This is a genomic window from Okeania sp. KiyG1, assembly GCF_014132355.1.
Lineage (GTDB): Bacteria > Cyanobacteriota > Cyanobacteriia > Cyanobacteriales > Microcoleaceae > Okeania.
Genome location: NZ_BLZO01000089.1, coordinates 99,937 through 113,285 on the forward strand (window position 1 = coordinate 99,937; position 13,349 = coordinate 113,285).

The 13,349-nt window shown below is 35.0% G+C and carries 15 protein-coding genes; 4 read left to right on the plus strand and 11 right to left on the minus strand.

Annotated features, from left to right (window positions below; all coding sequences use genetic code 11):
- Positions 1 to 488 precede the first annotated feature (488 nt).
- The gene (locus tag SAGCYANO_RS20380) at positions 489 to 632 is read right to left on the minus strand and encodes a hypothetical protein (RefSeq protein ID WP_237396410.1); all 144 of its coding nucleotides are present in this window, start codon (positions 630 to 632) and stop codon (positions 489 to 491) included.
- Between SAGCYANO_RS20380 and dndE the strand changes: the two genes are divergently transcribed.
- Positions 620 to 1,012 (plus strand): DNA sulfur modification protein DndE, encoded by a 393-nt coding sequence (dndE, locus tag SAGCYANO_RS20385; protein ID WP_202221732.1) that lies wholly within the window; start codon positions 620 to 622, stop codon positions 1,010 to 1,012. The two genes, SAGCYANO_RS20380 and dndE, sit on opposite strands and share 13 nt — an antisense overlap.
- Positions 1,013 to 1,292: 280 nt before the next feature.
- Complete coding sequence (locus SAGCYANO_RS20390; protein ID WP_255502632.1) at positions 1,293 to 1,682, plus strand: late competence development ComFB family protein; 390 nt, start codon at positions 1,293 to 1,295, stop codon at positions 1,680 to 1,682.
- Between the two features lie 180 nt (positions 1,683 to 1,862).
- Here SAGCYANO_RS20390 and thiD read toward each other — a convergent pair whose 3' ends face one another.
- The 9 genes from thiD to SAGCYANO_RS20435 form a co-directional block, all read right to left on the minus strand.
- On the minus strand, positions 1,863 to 2,669 hold the full coding sequence (gene thiD / locus SAGCYANO_RS20395) for a bifunctional hydroxymethylpyrimidine kinase/phosphomethylpyrimidine kinase (protein ID WP_237396414.1): 807 nt from the start codon (positions 2,667 to 2,669) through the stop codon (positions 1,863 to 1,865).
- A 662-nt stretch (positions 2,670 to 3,331) separates the two neighbouring features.
- Entirely contained in the window at positions 3,332 to 4,603 is a 1,272-nt protein-coding gene (ftsZ, locus tag SAGCYANO_RS20400) for a cell division protein FtsZ (RefSeq protein ID WP_202221734.1), read from the minus strand.
- 167 nt (positions 4,604 to 4,770) lie between these two features.
- Entirely contained in the window at positions 4,771 to 5,067 is a 297-nt protein-coding gene (locus SAGCYANO_RS20405; RefSeq protein ID WP_237396415.1) for a transposase, read from the minus strand.
- A 110-nt stretch (positions 5,068 to 5,177) separates the two neighbouring features.
- Positions 5,178 to 5,519 carry a transposase gene (locus tag SAGCYANO_RS20410; RefSeq protein WP_202221736.1) on the minus strand — a complete coding sequence of 114 codons (342 nt, stop codon included), beginning with the start codon at positions 5,517 to 5,519 and terminating at the stop codon, positions 5,178 to 5,180.
- Positions 5,520 to 5,698: 179 nt separating this feature from the next.
- Positions 5,699 to 5,890 carry a hypothetical protein gene (locus SAGCYANO_RS20415; protein ID WP_202221737.1) on the minus strand — a complete coding sequence of 64 codons (192 nt, stop codon included), beginning with the start codon at positions 5,888 to 5,890 and terminating at the stop codon, positions 5,699 to 5,701.
- Positions 5,891 to 6,070: 180 nt separating this feature from the next.
- A complete protein-coding gene (locus tag SAGCYANO_RS50530) occupies positions 6,071 to 6,481 on the minus strand; it encodes an RNA-guided endonuclease TnpB family protein (RefSeq protein WP_202221738.1) in 411 nt (136 codons plus the stop codon).
- A gap of 147 nt (positions 6,482 to 6,628) precedes the next feature.
- Entirely contained in the window at positions 6,629 to 6,982 is a 354-nt protein-coding gene (locus SAGCYANO_RS50535) for a transposase (RefSeq protein ID WP_202221739.1), read from the minus strand.
- A 70-nt stretch (positions 6,983 to 7,052) separates the two neighbouring features.
- Entirely contained in the window at positions 7,053 to 7,514 is a 462-nt protein-coding gene (locus tag SAGCYANO_RS20430) for a helix-turn-helix domain-containing protein (RefSeq protein WP_202221740.1), read from the minus strand.
- A 212-nt stretch (positions 7,515 to 7,726) separates the two neighbouring features.
- On the minus strand, positions 7,727 to 8,563 hold the full coding sequence (locus SAGCYANO_RS20435; protein WP_202221741.1) for a cell division protein FtsQ/DivIB: 837 nt from the start codon (positions 8,561 to 8,563) through the stop codon (positions 7,727 to 7,729).
- A gap of 1,041 nt (positions 8,564 to 9,604) precedes the next feature.
- Here SAGCYANO_RS20435 and SAGCYANO_RS20440 point away from each other — a divergent pair.
- Entirely contained in the window at positions 9,605 to 10,960 is a 1,356-nt protein-coding gene (locus tag SAGCYANO_RS20440; protein ID WP_202221742.1) for an AAA family ATPase, read from the plus strand.
- Between the two features lie 873 nt (positions 10,961 to 11,833).
- Here the strand turns inward: SAGCYANO_RS20440 and SAGCYANO_RS20445 are convergent.
- The gene (locus tag SAGCYANO_RS20445; RefSeq protein WP_202221743.1) at positions 11,834 to 11,998 is read right to left on the minus strand and encodes a hypothetical protein; all 165 of its coding nucleotides are present in this window, start codon (positions 11,996 to 11,998) and stop codon (positions 11,834 to 11,836) included.
- A 112-nt stretch (positions 11,999 to 12,110) separates the two neighbouring features.
- Here SAGCYANO_RS20445 and SAGCYANO_RS20450 point away from each other — a divergent pair, with 112 nt between their 5' ends.
- Positions 12,111 to 13,271 carry a hypothetical protein gene (locus SAGCYANO_RS20450; protein WP_237396417.1) on the plus strand — a complete coding sequence of 387 codons (1,161 nt, stop codon included), beginning with the start codon at positions 12,111 to 12,113 and terminating at the stop codon, positions 13,269 to 13,271.
- The last annotated feature ends 78 nt before the right edge of the window (positions 13,272 to 13,349 follow it).

Genomic DNA, 13,349 nt, shown 5'->3' on the forward strand with positions numbered 1-13,349 from the left:
AGAAGGGATAAATATTAAAAAAAAGGGAAAAGCAATATAAATAACTATCTAAAATGAACTGGACTAGCTATTTTTAAGCATATCCGAGCAAGGTCTACCTTTTTGTAGCATTCTTTTTTAAAATTGGTATTACTCAATTATTATCTCAAAATATCAGAACAAATTTTGGGAAATATCAAAAACTTAAAACTCAGACAACGCAATATTTTTCTTTCTTCCTTCTTCCTTCTTCCTTCTTCCTGATTTTTTATCTATAGGAGCAGTTAAAAAATTATGTATATTTATCATTAATATTTCGTTTATTTGAGAACGACATTATTACTCAATTATTATCTCAAAATATCAGAACAAATGTTGAGACAGATCAAAAACTTAAAACTCAGACAACGCAATATTTTTCCTTCTTTCTTCTTTCTTCTTCCTTCTTCCTTCTTCCTTCTTCCTTCTTCCTTCTTCCTTCTTCCTTCTTCCTTCTTACTTCTTACTTCTTACTTCTTCCTTCTTACTTCTTCCTTCTTACTTCTTCCTTCTTCCTTCTTACTTCTTCCTTCTTCCTTCTTCCTTGTGATACAATCAAACTTAATAACATTTACTCGAAGGGTAACTTTAAATACCTTTAATGGAACCACCAATTGAAAGAATACGACTTTCTCAAACAGCCAAAGAACAGTTAACTAAACTGAAGCGTAATACCAAAATAGACCAATGGAATATTCTTTGTCGTTGGGCATTTTGTTGCTCTTTAGCAGAACCAAGCATTCCCTCTCCAGTACCAATCCCTACTGATAGTAATTTAGAATTAACATGGAGAATTTTCGGTGGAGAATTTTCTGACATCTTTTTATTGGCTCTCAAACAACGTTGCTATAATGATGGAATAGGCATAGAACGGGAAACTTTGGCCGCCCAATTTCGCCTACACTTGCATCGAGGTATTGGATATTTAGCTGGTAACCCAAATATCAAAAGGATAGAAGACTTAATTGTAATTGCGATTCCTTCTCTCGACTAAATTTTAACTCCAAATATTAAAAATTTAAGTAGTTTTTGTTATAGATAGAGAGCAACTATCAGTTTATTAAGAACTATAGTTTATGTAACTAAATCGTTACATCAAATTGTAATTTAATATAATGGAAATTGAATAAATCAAGTAGAAAAGGTAAGTTAGTAATATAGAAGTATTCTTATCCTAAGTTTGAGGTTAAACAGCTAGGTAGGTTAAATAAATATTTGAACAAAGGATATATGCAATGATTCAGCCTAATTCAAAAAAGAAATATCTTAATGTTATGGAACAGATGGTAACAGAAGAAGTAAATCGCCAAATTACCTTGTTGCCTCAAAAGTTAGCGAAATATATTAAGCGAGCTGATGTAGAAACTTATGCACTGAATCGTCTCCCACCATTATATGCTTCTAGTCAAGAAGGCTGGAAATTTCAAACGAAAAAAGCAGAAGAAGATTATAGAAAGGAGATAGCAGTAGTAGTACGTCATGCTTTTGCAGCAGTGCAAAGAGACCTTTTAAAAAGTTCAACTCCTCTATTTAGAGAGGAGACCAAAAAAGTACCTTCCTCAGTGGCACAAACAGAAGGATCTACGGCAGAAAATAAACAAAGCAGTAAAAATTATAATTGGAAACATGGTCAATACTATCGTTTAGGTAGTTCTAGAAAATAAGTATATTTTGAAATGGTTAATAGTAATATCATCTCAAGATAAGAGCGTGACAAAAAAACTTTCTCCTCCTAATACCTGAAAACTCCATCTTCGTTCCCTCCTGTACGTCGTCCTACAGACGCCTCCCCACCTAAACTCCTGACTCCTGACTTATGACTTATGACTTATAACTTATGACTCCTATGATATGAATAAAGGAAAAAAATGCCCCACTGGACCTTGACCATGACCAATTTCTAAAGCATAGTCCAAAGCATTTGTGACATAATTCTTACCCAATTTAACTGCAGAAAATAAATCTTTCCCTTGAGCTAAATTAGCAGCGATCGCTGCCGAGAGAGTACAACCAGTGCCATGAGTATTATTAGTCTCCACCGTAGCAGTCCTTAAAATCTCAAACTGCTCTCCATCAAACCAAACATCTACTCCTCGCAACTCATTCTTCATAGCTCCACCCTTGACTAAAACTGTTTTTGCCCCTAAAGTATAGATTTTCCTAGCAGCCATCTGCATATCATCTAGGTTATTAATCTCTAAACCCGTAAAAATCTCTGCCTCATAAATATTAGGAGTAACAACAGTCGCCTTAGGCAGCAAAACACTCTGTAGAGCTGCAACAGCCAAATCATCAATTAACTGAACCCCTGCACGGGAGACCATCACTGGATCTATTACTAATGGTTTTAAATTTAAAGCTTCTACCTCTTCAGTTACAGCCAAAATAATTTCTTGGCTCAATAGCATTCCTATCTTAGTTGCTTGTACCCCTATATCCGTAACAACCGCTTGAATTTGTGCTTTTACCGCTGCTGGGGACAAAGCATCAACCCTATTCACTCCCAAAGTATTTTGAGCAGTGATACAAGTCAAAGCGCTAGTACCATGAACACAATGAAAAGCAAAAGTACGCAGGTCTGCCTGAATACCAGCTCCACCACCACTGTCAGATCCAGCAATAGTCAAAGCAACAGGAATACTTGGTGCCATAAAATTAGCCATTATTTAAGATAAAATTTAGTAGTCAGTAGTAAATAGTTATTTTTATAGAGATTTTCAAATAGATAAACTGCAATGGATCGAAGCATTCTCCTGCTGCCTACTACCTATGACCTACGGACATTGAATGCAACGTCCCTACTCCCTAAACTCCAAGAATTGTTTAGTATACAAGACTTACGCAGAAACTCTACTTATGGCTAGGGCGTTTTGCTACCGCATAACTCCGTTAACGCTCCGCGACATGTAAAGCGGAACTTTGGGGAGCGCAAATGCCATTCGCCCCTACAAATGGTGCTTTAAAAGTCAATTTGCGTAAGTCCTGGTATACTTAAATTAATTGCGCTGTAAATACATACAGCAAAGCCCGTAAATACTACATAATATTGACAAACTCTAGCTCAATCTATAGTTTCATACTATACAGAATGCTGCGCAAACATATCGCGGAGCGTTAACGTTTGCGCCCTTCATGACCAAAAAATCAAGTTTCAAGCCTCCCCTTTTAAGGAGATAATAAAGAAAAAAATTTCCTTTTAACCAATTCTATCCGTTTTTAATAATTATTAATTATTAATTATTAATTATTAATTGTTGAACTACCTCTATTTATGGTAACTTTTGCTACAGCTACATAACTATTTATTTGATAATTACCTATTTGAAGGTGGAGTCCGTCGCCTTTGCAGAAAATCAGGAATATCCAATCCTGGTAATTTTTTCTCCTGCTCAATGCTTTGAGTTGGAGCTGGAGTTGGAGTTGGTATAGACCGTCTTGGCTGTGCTATTTCCTGGGTAGGATTAATTTGTGCTTCTCCACTAAAACCAGTTGCTATAACAGTAATTTTAATTTCTCCCTGCATTTTCTCATCAATTACAGCCCCAAAAATAATATTAGCATTAGGATCGACAACTTCATAGATAGTCTCAGCAGCAGTATTAACTTCATGTAATGTTAAATCAGTTCCGCCAGTAATATTAAATACCACCCCTCTAGCTCCTTCCACTGAAGATTCCAGTAAAGGAGAAGAAATTGCCATATTTGCTGCTTCTCTTGCCCTAGACTTCCCAGACCCCATACCAATTCCCATCAACGCGGAACCTGCATCTGCCATAACTGCTCGTACATCAGCAAAGTCAACATTCACCAACCCAGGCACAGTAATAATATCTGAAATTCCCTGTATACCTTGACGTAATATATCATCTGCAAACTTAAAAGCCTCCTGTACCGGAGTTTGTTCATTAATTACAGATAGCAAACGATTATTGGGGATCACGATTAAAGTATCAACTCTACTTTGTAAAGCAGCAACTCCTTCATCAGCTTGAGTAATTCGACGTCTTCCCTCGAACATGAAGGGACGCGTCACAATACCCACTGTCAGAGACCCTGCTTCTTTAGCAATTTCAGCTATAACTGGTGCTGCACCAGTACCAGTGCCACCTCCCATTCCCGCAGTAATAAATACTAGGTCGGGGTGGTCTAAGGCATTAGCTATTTCATCCCTAGATTCTTCAGCCGCTTTTTGGCCAATAGCCGGATTACCCCCTGCTCCCAAGCCTCTTGTAAGTTTTTGTCCAAGTTGTAAGCGTTTAGGAGCATTGGACAGGGTTAGAGCTTGGGCATCTGTATTAACTGTCCAGAATTCTATACCAGAGACCTCACTAGCAATCATTCGGTTAACAGCATTGCCGCCACCCCCTCCAACACCTATTACTTTAATTTTTGCTGTATTACTTGGCACAATATCATCACTCCTAGATTCTTCCTTTGGGGTAGCTTTGGGGTCATAATTTTGTTCTCCATAAAGTCCCGAGCTATTGCGAAAGGGATTAGAGACATTTTTTGGTAATGGAAAATTTCCTTGTCCGTGGGATTGGGGACTTTCATTATTGACCCCTTGTTGATTATTCACTATCATTAATTTGGGGATGGTAGATATATAGTATTTTTTACTTGTGAACTACCGCTCAACTAAACTTACTCAAACTGAACGAGAAGGTCTGAAAGTCTAGTCAAACGCAAGTGGATCAACCACTACAGGGTTAAACGGCAAACCCTTTATTCCTTGGTCCAAGACATCAGGAATTACTTTTTAATTATATTAAACGACCCATTTACATCTGCATTTAATAATTTATTTTCCCTGGTTTTATACAACCCTCTTGTTACTCTTTTTCCACTAAATTTCGGTTTTTGTTCTCCATATTTCGGTAAATCATCCCCATCTAAACAGCTCGATTGAGATGTATAGGATTCTTCGGTAATTATTACTTTTATTCCTCTTAGTTGGGCTTTATACCTTAACATCTCTATTAACCTATAGTGAGGGATATTCACAAATTGTTGATTGTTCTTTTTCCTAATTTTATCTCTTGTTTCCAAGTCTGATTCTGCCCAATAATTAAGGTTCCTATTTCATGCTTGATACACCAATCTATTACCCTTTTACTTGCTGTATGGAGATAGTTTTCTACTCGACAATTTCGTTTCGGCTAAGAGCCGACATGAATGTGAGTTAATTTTTTTAACCGATGAGAATTACTTTGATTGTGGCTGATTTTTAATTGAGATTGTAAATAAGAGCGTTGTTTATTATAAAAGGTGTTAATTGCTTTTAATGGTCTGCCTTTAATCAACAGAGGTGTAGTTCCTGTTTGATTTGTCGTTACAGCTATTAAGTTATTTACTCCTAAATCTACTCCTGCTATTTGTTGATTTTCTGTTGTTGACTCCGATTTTTCATAGACTATTTCTATTATGTAACAGCTACTTTTGGGGATAATTCTGGTTTCTATTATTTCTGTCTGTGAAGTGTGGATTTTTATTTCACTCATTGACAGATGACAAATTCCTTTTTTTAAGGTTTTTTGTATATTGATTCATCAGGATAGGGCAGAATATTTCGGCATGCATGTTTTCTGTTTATATTTGGGGATTTTTGGTTTCCCTAAAAATTTATTTGACTGTTTTTGCCACTCTTTTAAAGCCGCAAAATAACTACTCCAAGCTGAGTCTAATCTTCAATGATTATTTGCTTACTTACTTTGGTAGGTAAAGCTTGATCATCTTCACTTTTAGATACCTGGTGATACAGTTGATTAAAGCTTAGTTTCTTTTTGTTTTCAAAGAAATGTTGGCGATAATAATAGTTAGCTAAATTGAATAAATTTTTCGACAAAAAGCCTTGTGGTCTATTTCTGACCACAAATAATGTGATTTGGTAATAACATGACGTTCAACTAGCTTCATATCCTAATTGTAGCTGATAACGACTCAATGAATAGACAACTGAGCAAAATTACTCATTTTAGTTTGATAGCTATAATTATGAGTAAGTTTGATGAACTTTAGATAAGTTTTTGCTTTCTGTATTTACCCCAACTTGCTACGCTGAAGTTGGGACTTCTGAACTCACAGGGGAATGCCTCAAGACAGACTTTTGCCCACTTTTTGGTCTTACTTCCCCTCCTTCCCTACGGGACGCTGCGCGAACAGCAGCAGTCCTTCCAAGACCGTATAGTTGTCTAATGTTTTCTGCTCTTATGTTTTTACTGGCATTTTCATCTCTATCGTGGTGTGTGCCACAACTAGGACAAGTCCATTCTCTCACATCTAATGGCATTTCTGACATTTGGTAAAGACAATTACAGCAAGTTTTAGAACTAGGAAACCATCTGTCAATTTCTATTAGCAAACCTCCTTTTTGTTGTAGTTTATACTCAACAAAATTGACAAACATTCCCCATCCCAAATCAGATATTGCTTTAGCTAGTTTATGATTACATTTGCGCAGCATGACCTAGGAAACCATACCCTTGATATTTCAATTTTCAACAACCACTACCTGATTATCGTTGACGATTTTTCTGGATAATTTATGTAGAAAGTCTTGACTGGCATTACTAATACGTTAGTAAACTCTAGACACTAGCTTGCGTGCTTTTTATCTTGACTTACTTCCTTTTTTCTTACGAGCTAAATTAGCTTGTTTTCTTGCTAAATTTTTCTGATGTTTTTTCAGGCGTTTCGGATTAGTATATTTTGCAGTTTTACTACCATCATGGGTAATACAGAAATCTTTTAATCCCAGATCTATACCAATAATCTTACCAGTTAACAAAACTTCCGGAGTTTGCTGTTCAGTGTCGAACAACAATGAGGCATAATAATTTCGGGTAGGCGTTTTAGTTATAGTTACCGAAAAATTCAGGTATAAAGCCTCTCCATTCATGGAGAAAAAGCGGTCGAGGGATGGCGCAATTCGGAGCGGCTCTGATAAGAGCGGTCTCCTCACCATATCCAATCGACCAAGAGAAGAAAAAAAATCCTTTTATCCAATCCTCTTAAGTTTATAAGAAGAGGTAATTCTAAATTCTAAATTCTAAATTCTTGAAAGTTTTTAATTGACCGTCAAATAATCTATGAATTGAGGCTTTAATTACTCCGACTTGAGGGATTTTCACTCCATTGTCAACTACTTGAGTGTCTTGAGGATATTGACAGGATTGTTTCCCATGATAAGATTTGAATCTCGGGTACTTAGCCCTTTTTTCAAAAAAGTTCTTAAATGCCTTAGTTAAATTGAGGGTTATTGACTGCAAAACTTGAGAATAACATTCCTTGAGCCATACGGTTTCTTGTGACTTTTTGAGCTTGGGCAAAACTTGATTGAGAGCAACTTGGCTTAATCCATGGCCTGTTTGTTGATAAGTTTCATTGCACAGGTTTAAGGCATAATTCCACCACCATCTAGCACACCCCATGACTTGAGTTAGTTTTTGGGATTGCTCTAATGATGGGTAGATTCTGACTTTGATGGCTCTGTACAAAATAAGGCAGAAAAACTCAGGTTAACAACAAATTATTATGGCACAAGATTTGCTGAAAGTGGTCGCTCCTGCGGATTATCCACTGGTGGCTATTTATCCCCACCATAAATAATAGAGGGATAGGAAATTCTTGCGACATTAGGTTAAATTTACTTTGGACTTTTTATAAAATTCAAGGCTATATTTTAATATACTTTGAAATTATTGTCGATTTAATTCGACTGAATTTTAATTCCTCTAGATTTATTTGGTAATTGGATTAAAGGAGATTCTGGATTTTTCAAATCGATATAGGCAATTCGGCGAGCATCAATTTTATTTGGTAATTCTCGCATTTGGTCTAGAACGTTTAATTGCTCGCTAAATCGAGAGCTGTACTGTCCTAGATGAACTATTCCCAGTTCAGTTGTTAGAATTAAGTTTCTTGGATCTTGCCAATTAATCTCGAACACTTTAACAGGGCTACGACTTAGACTTTGGTATAAAAGATGCCAATATTTACGATATTGTTCAGTAAAACCAATTACTTTTAAAGTAGGTAAGGATTGAATTCTTTCTAGAGCAGAAAAACTTTCTAGAGGTATCCAGTTCCCTTCGGCATCTAACCACCCCATTTTTTGTGAGTTACCAGCACCTACTTTACTTTTTAGTTGAGTAATTGCTACAGGACGTCTTTCTGTAATCTCAATCTTTAAATTCGGGGGAAATAACTGCCGACTAATTTTTGCTCGAGCAATTGGGCCGTGGGACTCTAAATTTTTAGCTAGTACCTGTGGTTGAATTTTCCAAAGAGACTGAGGATATTCTAAAGGAATTAGTGATAATATTGCTCGGTCTGAAAGTAATTGATTACCTTCTACGCTTAACTGCTCCTGTTTAGTTATTAGCCAAATTGGCTGAGTAATTGCCCATAGTAAAGTTCCTGCTAAACCACCAACTGCTAGTATTTGCCATATTATAACTACTAATCTTAATCGTCTTTGACGCAGCAATATTTGTCGCCGACTTGACAAGTCATCTCGAGAAACTGATGCAATACTATTAGCCATTTATTTCTTTATACTTACTTACTAATTAGTTAATGTTTTTAATGCTACCCTAGTTAACGAAGTCAGAAGTCAAAAGTCAGTAGGGGTGGTTTCCTACGGAATGCTCCTAATTACGCGTTTACGAAGTATTCCGGAACGGAAACCACCCGTACAGAAGTTATTTTTGTAACGGCGATTTGAGCAACTCTCCAAAAATATTTCGCCTTAAAAGGCGGGGTGGCGCGACCCAATTATTTTGATAATAAGGCAAAAGTCAAAAGTCAAAAGTTAAAAGTAATTCCTGACCGAGTTTTATCCTTTATAAATGTCCGCACTCTTTGTTTCTGCTGCTATAACTGATGAATTCAAATAATAAGCTTAAATTACTGTATATTAGAGGTTTTAAGTACTTAAAATATAACTTTTTAATTCTTACTTTTGACTTTTGAATTTAGTGAATATGACCGATGTTTGCTTACATAATTAGGGTTTGCTGATTAAATATAAAAGTCTTGAGCTATAAAGGTTTTGGCCTTTTTAGGCACTGAAAAAGTACCAGTTTTTTGCCTTACGGAAAGCTCAAAAAGTGAGTATTGGCGTAAGATAGAAGCAGAACAATCTGGGAATAATTTTTCCTTTGTACGTCCTCTACAACTCCTTATTCCTCTTGACTCTTCACTACTCCCTACTCCTGTACGGGCGAATCGCGATTCGCCCCTACTCCCTACCAAGCGCAAAAAGACTTTTTCAGCAAGCCCTAATTATTATTTTAGTTTTGAGATATTTGAAATGTTTAGGGAACAGAAAACAGTGAAATTATCGTTAATTCTTTATGATTTATAGATATTTCTACACCTATAGATTTCTTTAACTAATCACTCCAATTTTAGATAGAAAAAATATCTAATTTATTTTCTTCTCTGTTCGTTTTTATACTCAATTTTATCAAATATTACTATTAAGGTTTAAGTACCTAAGGGTTAATATACCTCTTGCCCATATTCAAAAAATTAAAGAGAATAAAACAGTTAAGTACGATATAATGTTATCTTTTTTTTTGTTATGGGAAAATCTGTGTTAGAGGCTCTTGACTTAATTAAATTTTACAAATCCTGTAACCCTAGCAAGACCTTGATAGTAGGACATCCTGAAGATGAAAAATATTACATAGATTTTGCCAGTGTTAGAGGTAGTGACATTATTCGAGAATTAGAAAGAACAATAACACTACTATCTGGAAATCATCCAACTTGTCAACTATTTACAGGACATATAGGTTGTGGTAAGTCCACTGAACTATTTCGATTGAAAGATAAACTAGAAAAACAAGGATATCGTGTTGTTTATTTTGAATCCTCTGAAGACTTAGATATGGGGGATGTAGACATTAGTGATATTTTACTGGCGATCGCTCGTCAAGTCAGTGAAAATATGGAGCAAGCTAAGATTCAACTCAAACCAGGCTATTTCCAAAAGCTATTTACGGAAATATCAGAGGTATTACAAACCCCCATCCAACTTTCAGGAGAGGCAGAGGTATCTGTTGGTATTGCTAAAATTACTGCTAAAACTAAAGATTCTCCCAAACTACGTTCTCAATTAAGACAATATCTAGAACCACGAACTAGCACTATTCTAGAATCAATTAATAAAGAGTTACTGGGGCGAGCTAATACTGAACTGAAACGCAGGGGTAAACAAGGACTTGTGGTGATTGTTGATAACCTAGACCGGGTAGATAATTCACCCAAGTCATGGGGACGTACTCAACCAGAATATTTATTTGTTGACCGAGGAGAGCAACTGAAAAAGCTAAACTGTCATGTGGTTTACACAATACCCCTCACTTTAATGTTCTCTAATGATTATGGCAGATTATCCAGTAGATTTGGAGTTAAGCCAAAAGTATTACCGATGGTGCCGGTACAAGTCAGGAGCAAAAAACCGACGATGGAACCTAATGACTATGAACCAGGAATGTCGTTGTTACAACAAATGGTTTTAGCTAGAGCTTTTCCAGATATATCATCTCAAGAACGTCTAGAATTAATCTCAACTCTATTTGACGCCCCTGAAACTCTTAATCGACTTTGCCGTATTAGTGGGGGTCACATGCGACGACTATTGATGTTGCTCTATAGCTGTCTACAGCAAGAGGACCCTCCTTTTTCTCGTAAGTGTTTAGAAAATGTAATTCAGGAATATCGAGATGACTTGCTCAGAGCTATTACTTTTGATGAGTGGGAATTGTTATTTAAAGTAGTACAAAATCAAAGGGTGACAGGAGAGGAAGAATGTCAAACTTTACTGCGAAGTATGTTTGTGTTTGAATATCGAGACCGGGATGGTCATTGGTTTGGAATTAATCCGGTTTTGGCAGAAACTAAAAGGTATGCTAATTGGATTAATGATAATTAGAATTTCCTACGGAATGCTTCGCAAACAGAATTCAGAATTCAGAATTCAGGAGTCAGGAGAAAAAAATAGTGGTTAATTGACTTTTAAGTTTTAATTTTTAGCTTTTAGCTTTTAACTTAAAATTGATTACTTTTGACTTTTGAATTTTGAATTTTGACTTCAGAATTCAGGAGTCAGGAGAAAAAAATAGTGGTTAATTGACTTTTAAGTTTTAATTTTTAGCTTTTAACTTTTAACTTAAAATTGATTACTTTTGACTTTTGACTTTTGAATTTTGACTTCAGGAGTCAGGAGTCAGGAGAAAAAAATAGTGGTTAATTGACTTTTAACTTTTAATTTTTAGCTTTTAGCTTTTAGCTTTTAACTTAAAATTGATTACTTTTGACTTTTGAATTTTGAATTTTGACTTCAGAATTCAGGATTCAGGAGAAAAAATAGTGGTTAATTGACTTTTAACTTCTAATTTTATAATTTATAATTTTTAACTTTTAACTTAAAATTTATCACTTTTGACTTTTGACTTTTGAATTTTGACTTCATATCACTTTTGAATTTTGAATTTTGACTTCAGAATTCAGGAGTCAGGAGAAAAAATAGTGGTTAATTGACTTTTAACTTAAAATTTATTACTTTTGACTTTTGACTTTTGAATTTTGACTTCATATCACTTTTGACTTTTGACTTTTGAATTTTGACTTCATATCACTTTTGACTTTTGAATTTTGACTTCAGAATTCAGGAGTCAGGAGAAAAAATAGTGGTTAATTGACTTTTAATTTCTTCCTTTTAATTTTTAACTTAAATTTTCTTACTTTTGACTTTTGAGTTCACATGACTTTTAACTTTTAACTTTTGTACGGGCGTTAACAATAGTTATATTATATCCGGATAATTAGTGATAAAAACTTTATCCCTTCTAATCTTTTCTTCCCTTCTGCCTTCTGCCTTCTGCCTTCTTCCTCCTTCCTTCTTCCTCCTTCCTTCTTCCTTCTTCCTTTTAACTATGAAAGATTTGAAAAATCTTGAAGAAAGTATCATCTACAATCAGCGATCGTTCAAAAGATTAATTAGGTCTATAACTCTTTCTCAAGGACAATTTTCACTGATTTTAGTTTTCTGTAACTATAAATGTTTACAGCAAACAATTGTTATGCAATTAAGAGATTTACCTTCGGTAGGAATTCAAGAAATAGTATTACCAAAAACTGTTAAAACTCTTTACACAACTATTGATAAACAACTAGATGAATCTCCCAAACCATCAGCATTAATGGTGTTTGATTTGGAAAAAGTAGAGGCAATAGATGAGCTACTGATATCTACTAATCAGGTGAGGGATGAATTTCGGAAAAAGTTTAATTTTCCTTTGGTTTTATGGATAACAGATGAGCTGTTGGCTAAACTAATTAAACTAGCGCCTGATTTTAAAAGTTGGGCAGCAGCGACAATCAAATTTGAACTAGCAGCTTGCGATCTAATAAGTTTACTGAGACTGGAAGTAGAGAATTATTGGATAAATGAGTTTAGTGATGAAAAACAAATAATACCTTTATCAACAAATAATACAATCTCTACTTTTTTACTCTACAATTGCGATGTTCAATGCAATTGTTCTTCTTTTCAAGGATTAGGTAAAAATAAACGTCAAGAAATTGAGTTAGCTCTCAAAGACTTAAAAAATCGCGCTCAATATTTAGAACCAATTCTTAAGGCTAATATTGAGTTAATTCTTGGTCGAGATGACTATTACAGTGAAAAGATAGATGCTGCTATTTTTCATTATCAAGAAAGTTTAAGTTTATGGAAAAATGAGGTTAGGGAGCAATGTTATCTAGATAAATCCAAGTCTTCTGGTGTGTCAATTATTAGCAGCAGATTTATCTTGGAAAGGCAAGGAATAATTTTATATAATATAGCCCTATGTTACTATCTGAAATCTACTCAAAACTCTCCACCTAATTTTCCAGAGTTACAACAAGCAAAACTGAAACTTCAAGAATCAAAACAGTTATTTGAAAAAGTTAATTCTTTTAGCTTAGTAGCTCAAGTTATTGCAACACTAGGGCAAGTTATAGAAAAGAAAAAAGCTTGGGGGGAATTAGAAGTTATTGCCATAGAAGGGCTAAAAATACATCAAGAATATGGAAATGATTTACAAGTAGCACAAGATTATGGTTTTCTCGCAGAAGTAGCTTTACAAAAATCTAATTGGGAACAAGCGCTGAAGCTATCTGAAAAAGCACTTAATACTTTATTTTATGCAACGGATATAACATTACCAACAGAAAAAATAGATACTTATTTTTACTAGCAAGGAGCCTCAAAAAACTAGACAGGCAAAAAGAAGCTATTGAATATTTAGAAATAGCTGAAGTCACAGAAAGAAATG

Excerpts from the sequence above, each read along its gene's own strand:
- SAGCYANO_RS50535 (WP_202221739.1), bottom strand. The coding sequence starts at position 6,982 with ATGGTGAGGAGACCGCTCTTATCAGAGCCGCTCCGAATTGCGCCATCC.
- SAGCYANO_RS20435 (WP_202221741.1), bottom strand. The coding sequence starts at position 8,563 with ATGGCTAATAGTATTGCATCAGTTTCTCGAGATGACTTGTCAAGTCGG.
- SAGCYANO_RS20390 (WP_255502632.1), top strand. The coding sequence starts at position 1,293 with ATGGAACAGATGGTAACAGAAGAAGTAAATCGCCAAATTACCTTGTTG.
- thiD (WP_237396414.1), bottom strand. The coding sequence starts at position 2,669 with ATGGCACCAAGTATTCCTGTTGCTTTGACTATTGCTGGATCTGACAGT.
- SAGCYANO_RS20440 (WP_202221742.1), top strand. The coding sequence starts at position 9,605 with ATGGGAAAATCTGTGTTAGAGGCTCTTGACTTAATTAAATTTTACAAA.
- SAGCYANO_RS50530 (WP_202221738.1), bottom strand. The coding sequence starts at position 6,481 with ATGCTGCGCAAATGTAATCATAAACTAGCTAAAGCAATATCTGATTTG.
- SAGCYANO_RS20410 (WP_202221736.1), bottom strand. The coding sequence starts at position 5,519 with ATGAGTGAAATAAAAATCCACACTTCACAGACAGAAATAATAGAAACC.
- SAGCYANO_RS20445 (WP_202221743.1), bottom strand. The coding sequence starts at position 11,998 with ATGATACTTTCTTCAAGATTTTTCAAATCTTTCATAGTTAAAAGGAAG.
- dndE (WP_202221732.1), top strand. The coding sequence starts at position 620 with ATGGAACCACCAATTGAAAGAATACGACTTTCTCAAACAGCCAAAGAA.
- SAGCYANO_RS20450 (WP_237396417.1), top strand. The coding sequence starts at position 12,111 with ATGCAATTAAGAGATTTACCTTCGGTAGGAATTCAAGAAATAGTATTA.
- ftsZ (WP_202221734.1), bottom strand. The coding sequence starts at position 4,603 with ATGATAGTGAATAATCAACAAGGGGTCAATAATGAAAGTCCCCAATCC.